General features: G+C 57.8%; 10 protein-coding genes. 4 read left to right on the forward strand and 6 right to left on the reverse strand.

What is annotated here, in order from left to right:
- The first annotated feature begins 602 nt into the window (after window positions 1-602).
- Genes pgaA through pgaD form a run of 4 tightly spaced genes read left to right on the forward strand, consistent with a single transcriptional unit; the run spans window position 603 to window position 6,739 of the window.
- Window positions 603-3,041 (forward strand): poly-beta-1,6 N-acetyl-D-glucosamine export porin PgaA, encoded by a 2,439-nt coding sequence (gene pgaA, locus BM007_RS10595; protein ID WP_090418644.1) that lies wholly within the window; start codon window positions 603-605, stop codon window positions 3,039-3,041.
- Between the two features lie 8 nt (window positions 3,042-3,049).
- Window positions 3,050-4,987, forward strand: coding sequence for a poly-beta-1,6-N-acetyl-D-glucosamine N-deacetylase PgaB (gene pgaB / locus BM007_RS10600; RefSeq protein ID WP_090418646.1), 1,938 nt, complete (start codon window positions 3,050-3,052; stop codon window positions 4,985-4,987).
- Window positions 4,980-6,311, forward strand: a complete 1,332-nt coding sequence (gene pgaC / locus BM007_RS10605) for a poly-beta-1,6-N-acetyl-D-glucosamine synthase (RefSeq protein WP_048990458.1) — start codon at window positions 4,980-4,982, stop codon at window positions 6,309-6,311. Before pgaB ends, pgaC begins: the two co-directional genes overlap by 8 nt.
- The gene (pgaD, locus tag BM007_RS10610; RefSeq protein ID WP_090418649.1) at window positions 6,308-6,739 is read left to right on the forward strand and encodes a poly-beta-1,6-N-acetyl-D-glucosamine biosynthesis protein PgaD; all 432 of its coding nucleotides are present in this window, start codon (window positions 6,308-6,310) and stop codon (window positions 6,737-6,739) included. The genes pgaC and pgaD overlap by 4 nt, the downstream gene beginning before the upstream one ends.
- 52 nt (window positions 6,740-6,791) lie before the next feature.
- Here the strand turns inward: pgaD and gss are convergent, their stop codons facing one another.
- The 6 genes from gss to BM007_RS10640 form a co-directional block, all read right to left on the reverse strand.
- Window positions 6,792-8,654, reverse strand: a complete 1,863-nt coding sequence (gene gss / locus BM007_RS10615) for a bifunctional glutathionylspermidine amidase/synthase (RefSeq protein WP_090418652.1) — start codon at window positions 8,652-8,654, stop codon at window positions 6,792-6,794.
- A gap of 111 nt (window positions 8,655-8,765) precedes the next feature.
- Window positions 8,766-9,743 (reverse strand): ABC transporter ATP-binding protein, encoded by a 978-nt coding sequence (locus BM007_RS10620; RefSeq protein ID WP_090418654.1) that lies wholly within the window; start codon window positions 9,741-9,743, stop codon window positions 8,766-8,768.
- Entirely contained in the window at window positions 9,740-10,717 is a 978-nt protein-coding gene (locus BM007_RS10625) for an ABC transporter ATP-binding protein (RefSeq protein ID WP_024906525.1), read from the reverse strand. The genes BM007_RS10620 and BM007_RS10625 overlap by 4 nt, the downstream gene beginning before the upstream one ends.
- Complete coding sequence (locus tag BM007_RS10630; RefSeq protein WP_021242100.1) at window positions 10,710-11,555, reverse strand: ABC transporter permease; 846 nt, start codon at window positions 11,553-11,555, stop codon at window positions 10,710-10,712. The genes BM007_RS10625 and BM007_RS10630 overlap by 8 nt, the downstream gene beginning before the upstream one ends.
- 5 nt (window positions 11,556-11,560) lie before the next feature.
- Window positions 11,561-12,514 (reverse strand): ABC transporter permease, encoded by a 954-nt coding sequence (locus BM007_RS10635; protein WP_090418657.1) that lies wholly within the window; start codon window positions 12,512-12,514, stop codon window positions 11,561-11,563.
- Between the two features lie 45 nt (window positions 12,515-12,559).
- Complete coding sequence (locus tag BM007_RS10640; protein WP_090418660.1) at window positions 12,560-14,149, reverse strand: ABC transporter substrate-binding protein; 1,590 nt, start codon at window positions 14,147-14,149, stop codon at window positions 12,560-12,562.
- Window positions 14,150-14,303 lie beyond the last annotated feature (154 nt).

The raw sequence follows: 14,303 nt of genomic DNA on the forward strand, positions 1-14,303 counted from the left end.
AAAGCAAGAACGATCCTTCAGAAAGAAGGCCGCCTTCGTTTTATAGCGCTGTTATATTAACGATAAATGTATTCTGGCTTTGGACATCCCTCAATACAGACATTGATGAGTAAGACTTCCTGTAGACTATCATTCAATGTCTGCCATTAATTATAAATAAAAAACAATCGCAGAAAAGTCACTTCTCTAAACATTAAGAATTTTTGTCATGAAACTTCCCAAACATGCACCAGAAAGTACTTTAATTGAGGCGGATAAACGTCATTAAAAATATATACAAAATTGTCACAATAAAAATAAAATCATTTTATTTCAGTCAGTTACGATTAACCCTCCAATTCAAAATAATCATTAAAACCTGCTCATTCCAGAATTATCTCAAAACTACTCAGCCGCTTTTCAGCATATTTATCCGGCAACATATCAGGTGTACATTACCTCCCATCCAGTCTACTGAGATGAGGATCCATAATTACCTTTAAGTAAGTACCCCGTAACATCACTGCATTCAGATTTAATGTTCTCATTTATGGCCTTTTACGCTGAGCTTAAAGGCGGCCGTGTTATGCAATGGATTCATGATAAACAAATGGCAAATAGATATGGAAAGATCACTTAGCTTCAGTACATTATTCTTTTATCGCACCCCAACATTATTGTTTCTGTTATTACTCTTTCCTGTTCTGGTTCAGGCTACGGAATCCGTTTATGAGCAACAGATTCAACAGGCGCGTAACGGTAATTACACGTCGTTTCTCGATTATCTTCAGCGTTATCAGCAGCAGCATGCCCTGACGCCTGAACACGTCGCGGACTGGTTACAGGTGGCGGCCTGGGCAGGTCATGATGACGAGGTTATTCAGGTCTGGCAGCGCTACAGCATTTATATGCCGCTGCCCGCCCGTGGCGTTGCGGCTGTCGCGCAATCCAGGCGAAATCAAAAGGCGTCGCAGCCCGCCCTGGCGCTCTGGGAAAAGGCGCGCAGCCTTGCGCCGGATAACGATGATTATCGTATCGGCTATATCAAAACCCTGGCCGATGCCCGCAAAGATACGCTTGCCCTGCAGGAAGCCCGGCGGCTGGTGGCGGAAAATCCCTCTCAGGCGCATCTTCAGACGCTGGCGTATGTCTGGTTACGCCAGGGAAAAAGCTGGGATCGGCTATTAGCAGACACGCGCGCGCTGAATATCTCACCTGAGAATAAAACGCTCCTCAGGGAGCTGATCGATGCGCTAACGGATAACCGGGTCAATACCCCCGCGCTCCTTCTTTCACAAAAGGTGGCGCTGTCCCCCGCGGAGCGTCGTCGCCTTGAGCTGAATGCCGCAGCCGAAAGCGTTCGCCTTGCCGATGTGCCTGGCCGAACAGAAAAGGAGCGCCTGCAGCTTGCGCAATCTGCGCTGAATCGTTACGGCGCGCTGCTTGCTCGCTGGCAACGCGAGCCGCAGGCGGCGGAAGACATCATCCTTGCGCGTATCGACCGGCTCGGCGCGCTGTACGCCCATGGTGATTACCCGCGGGTCATCAGCGAATATCAGGATCTGACGGCAGCCCAGCATCCGGTGCCGGGCTGGGCAATCGGCTGGGTGATCTCCGCGTATCTGCAGGAGAAAAACGCGGCTGCCGCCTTCGCGCTTCTGCAACGCTATCCGCAATACGCTTCCGACCCGCAGGACGAGGAGCACGCGCTTTTCTACGCCTGGCTGGATACGGGAGAGTATCCGTCCGCCCGCCGGTATGCAGAACGCCAGACCCGCAACGTCCCCTGGACCCGTTACGATTTCGGCTCCCCTACCCCTCAGCCTAACGATCTGTGGCTTACCGGGCAGTCGCTCCGTTTTAACTATTTGCTGGCGACGAATGCCCTGCCGGAAGCCGAAAAGCTGGCGCACCATCTGGCGACAACGGCACCGGGCAATCAGGGTTTACAGATTGACTACGCCACGCTGCTTCAGGCGCGGGGTCTGCCGCGCGCGGCCGAGCAAACGCTGAAAATGGCGGAGGCGCTGGAGCCCTCGAATCTGGAACTTGAGCAGCAGCAGGCTTACGTCGCCATGGATCTGCAGGAGTGGCGGCAGATGGATTTACTGGCCGATGACGTCATCACCCGCACGCCCGTCGATCGCAGCGCCAGGCGTCTGGACAGGCTACGCACCGTCCACCACATGTCCGAACTGCGCCTCAACGCGAGCAAGGGCTTGCACTCCGATAACCCCGTCAGCGGGACGCACGACCTCAACTGGGACGCCACGCTCTATGGCCCGCCCGTAGCGGATAACTGGCGGCTGTTTGCCGGCACCCGCTATGCGCAGAGTAATTTCGAAGAAGGCGAAGGCACCAGCCGTCACCTGTTGGGCGGCGTCGAATGGCGACCACGCGACCTCCAGCTCGAAGCCGAGCTCTCCAGCAACCGCTATCACGGGGCAAACAAGCCGGGCGCTCGCCTCTCAACCTCGTACGTTCTGACGGATAACTGGCAGGTCAGCGGCAGCCTTGAACGCCTGTCGCGCACCACGCCCCTGCGGGCGTTACGCAACGGGATCAGCGCCAACCGGGGGGAAGGCGGGGTGCGCTGGTATCAAAACGAGCGCCGTGAGTACCAGTTCAACGCCGCCCTCAGCCGCTTTTCGGACCATAACCGCCGACAGGAATACACCCTCACGGGTAAGGAGCGTCTCTGGCAGACCCCGTCCCTGACGCTGGATCTCGAACCAGGGATCGCCGCCAGTAAAAACAGCCTGCACGACACGCTCTATTACAACCCGGCACGGGACCTGTCTGTGACGGCCGCCCTGTCCGTCGACCATGAAATGTATCGCCATTACGACACCCTCTGGAGCCAGCAGTTCGTGGCGGGTGGAGGCGGCTACTGGCAGAAAAATCAGTCCGCTGGCGCCATCACCCTGCTGGGTTACGGACAACGCGTTCAGTGGAACAACGTCATGGACACCGGCGTGATGTTGAACTGGGACAAGCGCCCTTACGACGGCAAACGCGAGAGCAACCTCTCCGTCACGTTTGATGCGACTTTACGCTTTTAAGGATGATGATGATGAACACACGTTTTTCCGTGAGCCTGATACTCATCGGCTGGCTCTGCCTCAGCGCGAGCGTCTGCGCGCAGGCATTTTCGTTTATTGCGCCCAACGCGCGGCCACAGCTGGAGGCGAGCAAACCCTGGCCGCAGAACCAGTTTCTGGTACTGGCCTACCACGACGTCGAAGACGATGCCGCCGATCAGCGCTACCTCTCCGTGCGAACCAGCGCGCTAAACGAGCAGATAAGCTGGCTGCTACACAACGGGTATCACGTCATCAGCGTGCAGGACATTCTCGATGCCCATGACGGGAAAAAAACGCTGCCGCCCAAAGCCGTTCTGCTCAGCTTTGATGACGGCTATAGCAGTTTTTACACCCGCGTCTGGCCACTGCTTCAGGCGTGGAACGTTCCTGCGCTGTGGGCGCCGGTGGGCAGCTGGGTGGATACGCCGGAAAATCAAAAAGTTAACTTCGGCGGTCTGATGACGCCCCGCGATCGCTTCGCGACGTGGGACATGGTGCGCGAGCTCAGCCAGTCCCCGCTGATTGAGATTGGATCGCATACCTGGGCCTCGCATTACGGCATTCCGGCCAACCCGCAGGGCAGCCGCGAACCGGCGATCGCCAATCGTTTTTATGATAAAGCAACGGGCCGCTATGAAACCGACCAACAGTTCAACCAGCGGATCGGCGATGACGTTCGTAAAGTGACCGAAAAAATCGCGCAGGTGACGGGCAAGGCACCGCGCGCCTGGGTCTGGCCCTACGGCGCTGCTAACGGTACGTCGCTTGCGATCGCCAGACAGCAGGGTTATCAGCTGGCCTTTACCCTTGAAGACGGGCTGGGGAACGTGCAGGAGCTGGGGAACATCCCTCGTCTGCTGATCGCCGGTAATCCCTCCCTCAAGGCGTTTGCCAGTACGGTAAGCCAGGTTCAGGAGCGAGAGCCCGTGCGCGTCATGCACGTCGATCTCGACTACGTTTACGATCCCGATCCGGCCCAGCAGACCCAAAATATCAACAGGCTGATCCAGCGGGTCTACGACATGAAAATCAGCCATGTTTTCCTGCAGGCGTTTGCCGACCCGCAGGGCGACGGCAGGATCAAGGCACTCTATTTTCCCAACCGCCAGCTGCCGGTCCGGGCCGATCTCTTTAATTTTGTCTCCTGGCAGCTGCAAACCCGCGCGGGCGTGAAAGTCTTCGCGTGGATGCCGGTGCTCTCGTTCGATCTCGATCCTGCTCTGCCGCGCGTGCAGCGCCGGGATCGCCAGACAGGCCAACTGAGCGAGGCCACCGAGCCCTATATCCGGCTCTCCCCGTGGGACCCGCAGGTGCGCCAGCAGGTGACGGACATCTATGAAGATCTGTCCCGCTATGCCAGCTTCAATGGGATTTTGTTTCATGACGATGCGGTGCTGACGGACGTGGACGATGCCGGGCAGGACACGACTCGCCAGAAGAGCCAACTGCTTATCGGGTTTACCCACGCCCTGAGCCTGGCGGTGAAGCATATCCGTGGCCCGCAGATAAAAACCGCGCGCAATATGTTCGCCTTACCCATTCTGCAGCCCGAAAGCGAGGCGTGGTTCGCGCAGAATCTTGACGATTTTCTGGCGGAGTATGACTGGACGGTGCCGATGGCCATGCCGTTGATGGAGTCCGTCCCGGTAGACGAAAGCGATGCCTGGCTGACGCGTCTGGTTAAAGCGGTCGCCACGCGTCCCGGCGCGCTCGATAAAACCATTTTCGAGCTGCAGGCCAGAGACTGGGATAAGCAACCGCCGCGCGCCGTTTCCGACAGCCAGCTGGCACAGTGGATGCGCGTGCTCCAGCTGAACGGCGTCAAAAACTACGGCTACTACCCCGATGATTTCATCAACAACCAACCTGATATCTCACGTATCAGGCCTGTATTTTCTTCGTACTGGTACCCTGACAATGACTGATCGCATTATCGCCTTTTCTATTCTATGTCTGGTATTCGGGTTGCCGTTAGGCGTGGCCGCCCTCTTTACCGGCGAGCTGATTCTGGATTTTGTGTTCTTCTGGCCGCTGTTCATGTCCGTGCTCTGGATAACCGGCGGGCTCTATTTCTGGTTTCAGCTTGAACGCCACTGGTCGTGGGATAAAGACACGCCCGCCCCGACGCTCGCCGGTAAGCCGCTCATCTCCATTCTGATCCCCTGCTTTAACGAGGGACGAAATGCCCGGGAGACCATCAGCGCCGCGCTGGATCAGCGGTATGAAAATATAGAAGTTATCGCCATCAACGACGGCTCCTCTGACAACACGGCGGAGGTATTGCAGGCTCTGGCGCAGGAACATCCGCGCCTGCGGGTGATTAACCTCGCGGAGAACCAGGGGAAGGCGCTGGCGCTCAAAGCCGGGGCAGCGGCGGCCCGGGGCGATCTGCTGGTCTGCATTGACGGTGACGCCCTGCTCGATCGCGATACGGCAGCGTATCTGGTGGCACCGCTGATTCAGTATCCCCACGTCGGGGCGGTCACCGGCAATCCGCGTATTCGCACGCGCTCCACGCTGATTGGTCGCATCCAGGTGGGCGAGTTCTCATCGATTATTGGGCTCATCAAGCGGACGCAGCGGATCTATGGCCGGGTCTTTACCGTCTCGGGCGTTATCGCCGCCTTTCGCCGACAGGCGCTGGCGGACGTCGGGTACTGGAGCCCGGACATGATCACCGAAGACATCGACATCAGCTGGAAGCTCCAGCTGCGCCACTGGGATATTTTTTTCGAGCCGCGGGCGCTGTGCTGGATCCTGATGCCGGAGACGCTCAAGGGCCTGTGGAAACAGCGTCTGCGCTGGGCCCAGGGCGGCGCGGAGGTGTTTCTGGTCAACCTGCGCAGGATTGTGCGCTGGGAGCATCACCGCATGTGGCCCCTGTTTCTTGAGTATGCCCTGTCAACGCTGTGGGCCTTCGCGTACGCGATGACGGTGCTGTTATTTATCCTCAGCCATATCGCCCCTGTTCCTGCCAGGCTGACCGTGGAGAGCCTCTTTCCACCGGAGTTTACCGGGCTGCTGCTGGGGGTGATGTGCCTGTTGCAGTTCCTGGTCAGTTTGTACATCGAGAGGCGCTATGAACGGAAGGTAGCCAGCTCGCTTTTCTGGGTGATCTGGTTCCCGATGGTGTACTGGATGATTGGCCTGTTCACCACCCTCGTCGCATTTCCAAAAGTCATGCTTAAACGCCAGCGTGCCCGCGCGCGCTGGATCAGTCCGGACCGGGGAAAAGGAAGCATTCAATGAACGAAAATACCTTAATTTTGACCGAACATCGGCTATTGCCACGTGTTTTCGATGCCGCGTTAACGCTGGTGGCGTGGGGAGGCTTTCTGTTTTTCCTGTATGCCCGGCTCTGGATGCAGCTCACCGATGAGAGCGACCACCGCTGGGGCGTCATTATTGCGTCCTTTAATACGGTGTTGATCTATTTACTGTTCGCCGCGCTCAACGGCTGGCTGCTGATTTTGTGGTATCAGTACAACCGCCGCCGCGCCCACGTGAGGCGGCGTCAGCCGGGCTATTTTCACCAGGAGGAGCTGGCCCGCAGCTTTAATGTCTCACCGCAGATCATCTCCGAGATGAGCCAGTACAACCTGCTGACGGTCTATCATGACCAGATTGGCCGCATCATCGATCTGAAGATCAACGGACAGGAAGAGGAAGAACAGTAACGAAAAGCCCCCGCAGGATACCCAGCGGGGGCTTTTTTCTCGCGGGAGTCAACTACTTATCTTTCACCACAATCAGCGGCTCGATATCGCTCTCTTTCTTCACCACCAGCGAGTCATCGCCGCGCAGGCAGGTACCCCCGTAGTTCCCGCCCACGGTGAAGGTGCAGACCTGAATGTACTTGCCGTCGACCTTCGGCAGGCACCACAGCTGCTGGTAGATGTTTTTACGGTCGACAAACTTGCCGCTGGATTTATCCAGCAGTTCGTCCTGGGCGCTAATCAGGTCGATATTGCTGCCGCAGCGTCCGGCAATCGGCTTGACGGCATAGCCGGTCTGCTTCAGCAGATCGTTAACCTCAAAATCGGTGTCGAGCAGGTAACGGTGGTTCGGGAACAGCTGCCACAGTACCGGGAGAATCGCCTTGTTGCCGGGAATGACGGTCCACAGCGGTTCAAAGACCAGCACCTCCGGGCGCAGCAGGACGTCAATCAGGCGCACCTCGCCTTCAGGATGTCCGGTCCGGATCGGCACGGCGGCGTATTCGGTTTCGCTGACCTCGCGGATCTGCTCTATCGCCGTCTCCCACGCCCAGGTTTTCCACACGCAGTTGACGTGGCGACCTTCGTCGTCAATCAGCTGTCCGGCGGCATCCCAGCTCAGCGCCCCCAGCCCGTGCAGGATTTTGGTTTCAAACCCGGCCTGCATCAGCGAACGCTGGATAAAGAGCGCGTGATAGTCCTCTTCGACATCGTTGTCCTGCATGATGTGGACAAACGGCCGCGCGTGGCTGTGCTTCCAGGCGCCGGTCAGCTCTTCCAGCAGCCCTTCCGCCGGGTTATGCCCGTTGCCGCGATAGCCGTTTTTCACCCACTCTTCGAGAATCAGCCCGCCCTCGGTATGGCAGGAGGCGGAATCCGCGTTGTACTCGTAGACCTTGATCCCGCGCTCATCCATGCAGAAATCCATACGACCGGTGATCATATGGTGACGACGCCACTGCCAGGAGAGGCGCAGGCGCGGCCAGAGGATTTTCGGGATGTCGAAAAGCGCCAGCAGACTGTCGTCTTTCAGCACCTTGTCCGTCGCGTGCAGGTACATCAGGTGCAGTTCGTTGGTGGCCTTGATCAGCTCCTGCTCGGCGCTTTTGGTAATGGTGAAGTACTGGCAGGGATCTTTGTTGATCACATGGCCGTTGGCGCGGATATACGCCTGCTGCAATGCGTCATTTTCGTTAAGCCATTTTCCGTCGAACTGACGCCTGTTTTTCAGCCGCGCGCCGCTGATTTTCAGCAGTTCGCCGTCGATTTCCGGCTGGGGAATGCTGTGTTCCGTGTCGTCGGTCTGGATCATCCAGCCGAGGATCTCCGTGTCGTTGAAAGTGTCATGGATCGTATAACACCCGTTCTCCACGCTCAGACGCAGCTCGCGCGTCCATTGCTGCCCGAGCGGCAGCGGAGAGTGAATCACGTTCTGCTCGGCGATACGCACCTTATCGTCCAGAAGCTGGGTGATCACCGCCACGTGGCCGGTCTCGTGAAACTCGCCGCCCTTTTGCCAGATCAGCAGCGCCCCGGCGCGCGGCGCGCGTTTTGAGCCATTAGCAAAAGCCTGAAGGGGCAGGATGTTATCGTTCACCACCTGACGCAAAAAGCGCAGGGAGAAGATCTCCCACGCCATGCCGACGTCGGTAAACACGAAGCCATAGTTGAGAAACAGGAAACGGCGGGCAAACTCAACGCACTGCCACTTGTGGCCCATGTATTCGTTGCCAATATAGCTGCGAAAATCCGCGTCTTGCGGGTAGTTGCGCGGGTCCAGACTGCCGTAATTTGAAGAGTAAATCGCCACGCCACCGGGCGCATAGCCTAACAATGTCCCGAATGGCGCATCACTGCTTAACTTTCCTTTACGCATGTATCCAACCTAAAACAGGCAGGCGGCAATTTTTTTAAGGGTTGTCGTCGTCTGCACGTTGTAATTAACCTGACAGAGGGGCATTTATCATACACCTGCGTGGGGCATTAATTACACGTTAAACAACCAGCACGCCGCGAAATGCCCTGGCGCAATCTCCCGCATGGCAGGCTCCTGCGTCTGGCAAACCGGCATGGCGTGCGGGCAGCGGCTGCAGAACTTACAGCCCGGCAGCGCGGACGTGGGGCCTGGAATGTCGCCGCGCAGGGTGGCGTCTTCGAGATTGCGGATGCGCGGATCGGGCCGGGGAACCGCCGCCAGCAGCGCGCGGGTGTAGGGGTGCGCCGGACGCTGATACAGTTCATTCGCCGGGGCCACCTCCACCAGCTTACCGAGATACATCACCCCAATGCGGCTGGAGATATGGCGCACCATGGAGAGATCGTGGGCGATGAACAGATAGGTCAGCCCCAGCTCCTGCTGCAGATCCTGCAAAATATTCACCACCTGCGCCTGCACCGAGACGTCCAGCGCCGAAAGCGGTTCATCGCACAGCACAAATTCAGGACGCACGGACAACGCGCGGGCAATACTGATGCGCTGACGCTGCCCCCCGCTGAACTCATGCGGGAATCGTTCAAGGTGTTCGTGCTTCAGCCCCACTTTGTAGAGCAGCGTTTCCGTACGTTCCCGCTGTTCTTCGCGGCTGTAGCCGTGGATCTGCATCGGCTCGGCCACCAGCTGTCGTACCGTCATGCCGGGGTTGAGCGAGGAGTAAGGATCCTGAAAAATCGCCTGCATCCGCTTACGCAGCGGCTTGAGCTCTTTTTCGCGGGCGTGAGCGATCGCCTGCCCGGCAAAGTGGATCTCGCCAGAGGTAATATCGAAAAGGCGCAGGATGGCGCGCCCGAGGGTGGATTTCCCACAGCCGGACTCTCCCACCAGGCCAAACGTCTCGCCGGGCTGAATATCAAAGCTCACGCCATCAACCGCCTTCACGGCCACGCCTTTATGCAGCAGACCGCCGTTGAGCGGATAGTGTTTGCGCAGATCGCGAACGCTCACTAATGGCGCCTGTTGTTCACTCATGCCTGAATCTCCTTATCGGCCCATAGCCAGCAGGCGGCGCGATGGCCCTCTCCGGCGGTGTAAAATGCGGGCTGCCGTTCACACTGGGGCATGCGTTTCGGGCAGCGTTCGGCGAACGGACAGCCCGGCGGCGGGTTAAGCAGGCCAGGCGGCGCGCCTTCGATGGGCGATAAGCGTTGGTTAACCTCATCCGGGCGCGGCAGCGAGGCCAGCAGACCCTGAGTGTAAGGATGCGCAGGGCGATAAAAAATGTCCTCCACGCTCCCCTCCTCCATCACCAGCCCGCCGTACATCACCACCACGCGGCTGCAGACCTGCGCCACCACGCCGAGATCGTGGGTGATCAGCAGAATCGCGGTTTGGGTCTGCTGTTGCAGGCTTTTCAGCAGACGCAGGATCTGCGCCTGAATGGTCACGTCCAGCGCGGTGGTTGGCTCATCGGCAATAAGAAGCTTAGGGTTGCAGGAGAGCGCAATCGCGATCATCACCCGCTGGCGCATCCCGCCGCTAAACTCGTGGGGATACTGGTCGTATCGGCGTTCCGCTTCGGCAATCCCCACCTGTTCCAGCATGGCGATCGCCGCCGCTTTGGCCGCTTTTTTGGTCAGTCCTTTATTGCGCATCAGGATCTCCGCCATCTGTTTGCCGATGGTCAGCACCGGGTTCAGGGCGGTCATCGGATCCTGGAAAATCATCGCGATCTCGTTGCCGCGAATGGCGCGCATCTGCTCAGGGGTTTTCTGCGCCAGATCGTCATTCTGGAAGCGGATGCTGCCGCCGGTTATCCGTCCGTTGTTCCCCAGAAGCTGAATGATCGACTTACAGGTGACGCTTTTCCCGCAGCCCGACTCGCCGACGATGCCGACAAGTTCTCCCGGCTGCACCTGAAAGCTCACGCCGCGCACCGCGTGAACCTCGCCCTCGCGGGTGCGGAAGGTGGTTTGCAGGTTCTCAAGCGCTAACAGGTTACTCATCGCGATTCGCTCCTGGCTCAAAGGCGGTACGGAAGACATCGCCCAGCACGTTAAAGCTGAACACCGTCAGCAGGATCAAAATGCCGGGGAACATCGCCAGCCACGACGCTTCGCCAATATACGACTGGGCGTTGTTGAGCATGCTTCCCCACGATGCCGCCGGCGCCTGCACGCCCAGCCCTAAGAAGCTGAGCGTCGACTCCATCAGAATGGCCGAGGCGATATTGAGCGTGGCGGCCACGATAATGGTCGGCAGCACGCCGGGAATAATGTGGCGCACGATAATGCGCAGCGGGTTTTCCCCCGACGCGCGGGCATAAAGCACATACTCGCGCTCTTTCACCGATAAGGTTTCTGCGCGCACCAGCCGCGACATGTTCATCCACGTCAGCAGGCTGATGATCAGAATGATGTTATCCACGCCCGGCTTGAGGTAAGCATTCACCACCAGCAGCAGGAAGAAGGCCGGAATGGCCATCAGGATATCCACGGCGCGCATCATCAGGTTATCCAGCCAGCCGCCAAAATAGCCGCTCACCGTTCCTACCACCGTGCCGATAAGCGTGGAAAAGAGCATCGCCAGAAAACCGACCATCAGGGAGATCTGGCCGCCATACAGCGCGCGGGTGAAGTAGTCGCGGCCATACTCGTCGGTGCCGAACCAGTGCGCGGCATCCGGCGGTAGCGTGCGTGCGCCGAGCGCCATCCGATCCGGATCGTACGGACTTAGGCCCGCACAGAGCGCGGCGACAACGAAAATAAAAAGCACAAACAGGGAGAACTGCGCCGGACGGTTGCGGCGCAGCTGGTGACGAACCTGCTGCCAGCGTCTGCTCATCCGGGTTACCTCAGCGTACGAATGCGGGGATCGGCGAAGCGATAAAGCAGATCGGCGATCAGGTTACCGACGATCAGCATCATCGACGAGAGCATGATGATCGCCATGATCAGCGGGTAGTCCAGCGAGGCGATCGACTGGATCCCGAGCAGCCCCATCCCCGGCCACGAGAAGACGCTTTCCGTCACATAGGCCCCCACAATCAGCTCACCGAACGACAGGCCGAACAGGGTAATCACCGGCAGCAGCACATTTTTCAGCACGTGGCGGAACAGAATGCCGGAACGCGTGGCGCCGTAGGCCAGCTGGGTCTGCACGTAGTCGGCCGAGAGCTGCGAGATGGTGTTGGAGCGGATGTAGCGCACGTAGCTGGAAAGGTTGTAGAACGTGAGGGCAATACACGGCAGCACGCCGTGACGCAGCACGTCCAGCGCGTTATCTTCCATGCCGATGGTGCGCATACCCATGCTGGGGAACCAGTTAAGCTGCACGGCAAAGACCGTAATGAGCAAGATGCCGAACCAAAAAATCGGCACCGAGATGCCGATATAGGCGAACAAGTTAAGCACGTGATCCAGCCAGCGGTGCTTAAATGCCCCCGCCAGCAGGCCCAGCGGGATCGCCAGCACGATCGCCATCAGCAGCGACGCGCCCATCAGCCCCAGCGTGGCCGGAATGCGTTCGCCGATCATCTCCAGCACCGGGCGGTGATAAATCAGCGAATAGCCGAGATCGCCCTGCAGGACGTTTTTCAGCCACAGGACGTACTGCGTGACCAGCGGCTTATCCAGCCCCAGGCTCTGGCGAATACGTTCGATATCTTCCGGGGCCATGCGCGGTGTAATGTACGCCGCCACCGGATCGCCGGGCGCGAGCTTGACCAGCAAAAACGCCACCAGTGAAATAAAGAACAGCATCGGCAGCAGTTGCAGCAGCCGACGGGTGAGGAGTGTGTTCACGACATGCCCTTACAAAATCCCCGACCTGACGGCCGGGGCAATCACTTATTTCTGATAGATTTTTGACAGATCCTGGAACAGATAGACCGGTTTCGGCTCTGCCTCCTGGGTGCCGCCGAAGCGCTTGTCCACCGCGACGGTCGCATTGGTGTAGGCAATCGGGTAGTACGTCATGTCGTTCGCCACGGTCTGCTGAATGTGCTTGTAGATATCGGCACGTTTCGCGGCGTCGGTTTCCACGGCGCCTTTATCCCACAGAGCATCAAACTGCGGATTTTTGTAGTGCGCGTAGTTATAGGCTTCGTTGCTCATGAACAGCGATTTGTAACCGTCCGGCTCGGAGCCCATGATGTAGCCGCCCAGGTTCAGCTCCCACGCGGTGTTGTTCATATCGAGGCTGCGCTGGGACATGGCGTTGGAATCCAGCGGCATCAGCTCCACGTTCACCCCAATCGCCTTCAGCGCCTGCTGAATATAGAGCGCCATGCTCTCCTGGGTTTTGTTGGTGTTCACATACGCCAGGCGCAGCTTGAGGTTGTCCGGCGCGCCGGACGCTTTAAGCAGCTCTTTGGCTTTTTGCAGATCGAATTTGTACTGTTCAACGTCATCCGTCTTGTAAAGCGTATCGGGCGTCAGGAACGAGGTCGCCGGTTTAGCGTAGTCCAGCGAGGTAAACGCGGTCTGGGTGAACTCGTCTTTGTTGATGGCATACGCGATGGCCTGACGCAGCGCTTTGCTCTTCATCACCGGCACGTTCTGGTTGAACGTCATATAGGCCAGGCGGCCTTCCGGATAGACCACGAAGTCAAACTTACCGGTATTTTTCAGGCGGTTTACATCCTGCGGGTCAACCATCTTGAGGTTGATTTCTCCGTTTTGCAGCGCCAGGTTGGCGGCGTTGCTGTCTTTGGCGAAACGGTAGGTAACCGAATCAAGCTTCGCTTTGCCGTTCCAGTAATCGTCAAAACGGGTCAGGGCGTAGTATTGTCCGGCGCGGTACTCTTTGAATTTGAACGGCCCGGAGCCGACCGGCGCATCGTTTTTGCTGCTCTTTTCCAGGTCACCTTCACCTGCGAACACGTGCTGCGGAATCGGGTAGATCTGTACCAGCGTGCCGGTAAAGGCGGCGCTAACCTGCGGTAAGGTGAACTTAACGGTGCGGTCGTCAACCTTGCTTACCTGTACCGGCTTATCGCCGTAGGTGAACATGCTGCGGAAGAAGCTGTGCTGTTTGGCATCCAGCAGCTTATTGAACGTAAAGACCACGTCGTCCGCCGTCAGCGGCTGTCCGTCCTGCCATTTGAGGTTGGGTTTTAACGTCAGGGTATAGCTCAGGTTGTCGGCGGAGGGCGTCAGGCTTTCCGCCAGGCCCCACTCGATCTTACCGTTGTTGAAGCTATAGAGCGGGGCATAGAGCGCCTGCATGATCGTTAACGTGGTACGGTCGCTGGCATAGAGCGGATTCACGGCTAACGGATCGCCGGAGGTAATACCGATAATCAGCGAACCGCCCTCTTTTGGTGCGTCGCTTTTTGCCGCTGAGGGCGTATTGGTCTCTTTATTTTTCGCATCATCACAGCCCGCCAGGCCTAACGCGAGCGAAACCACCACTGCCGATAACAGAAGCTTGCGCATCTCACTAACTCCTTGCCTTATAAAGTGTTTATTACTGCATCTTTTATTTATGTTGAAGCATCATATGCAGCTTTATCCGTTTACGCATTAATTATGAAAATGCGATTTTCGATTAAGCTAATGCCGGATTTGATATATATAAGCGCCGGAAGGA

Source organism: Enterobacter sp. NFIX59, from assembly GCF_900113755.1.
Classification (GTDB): Bacteria; Pseudomonadota; Gammaproteobacteria; order Enterobacterales; family Enterobacteriaceae; genus Enterobacter; species Enterobacter pseudoroggenkampii.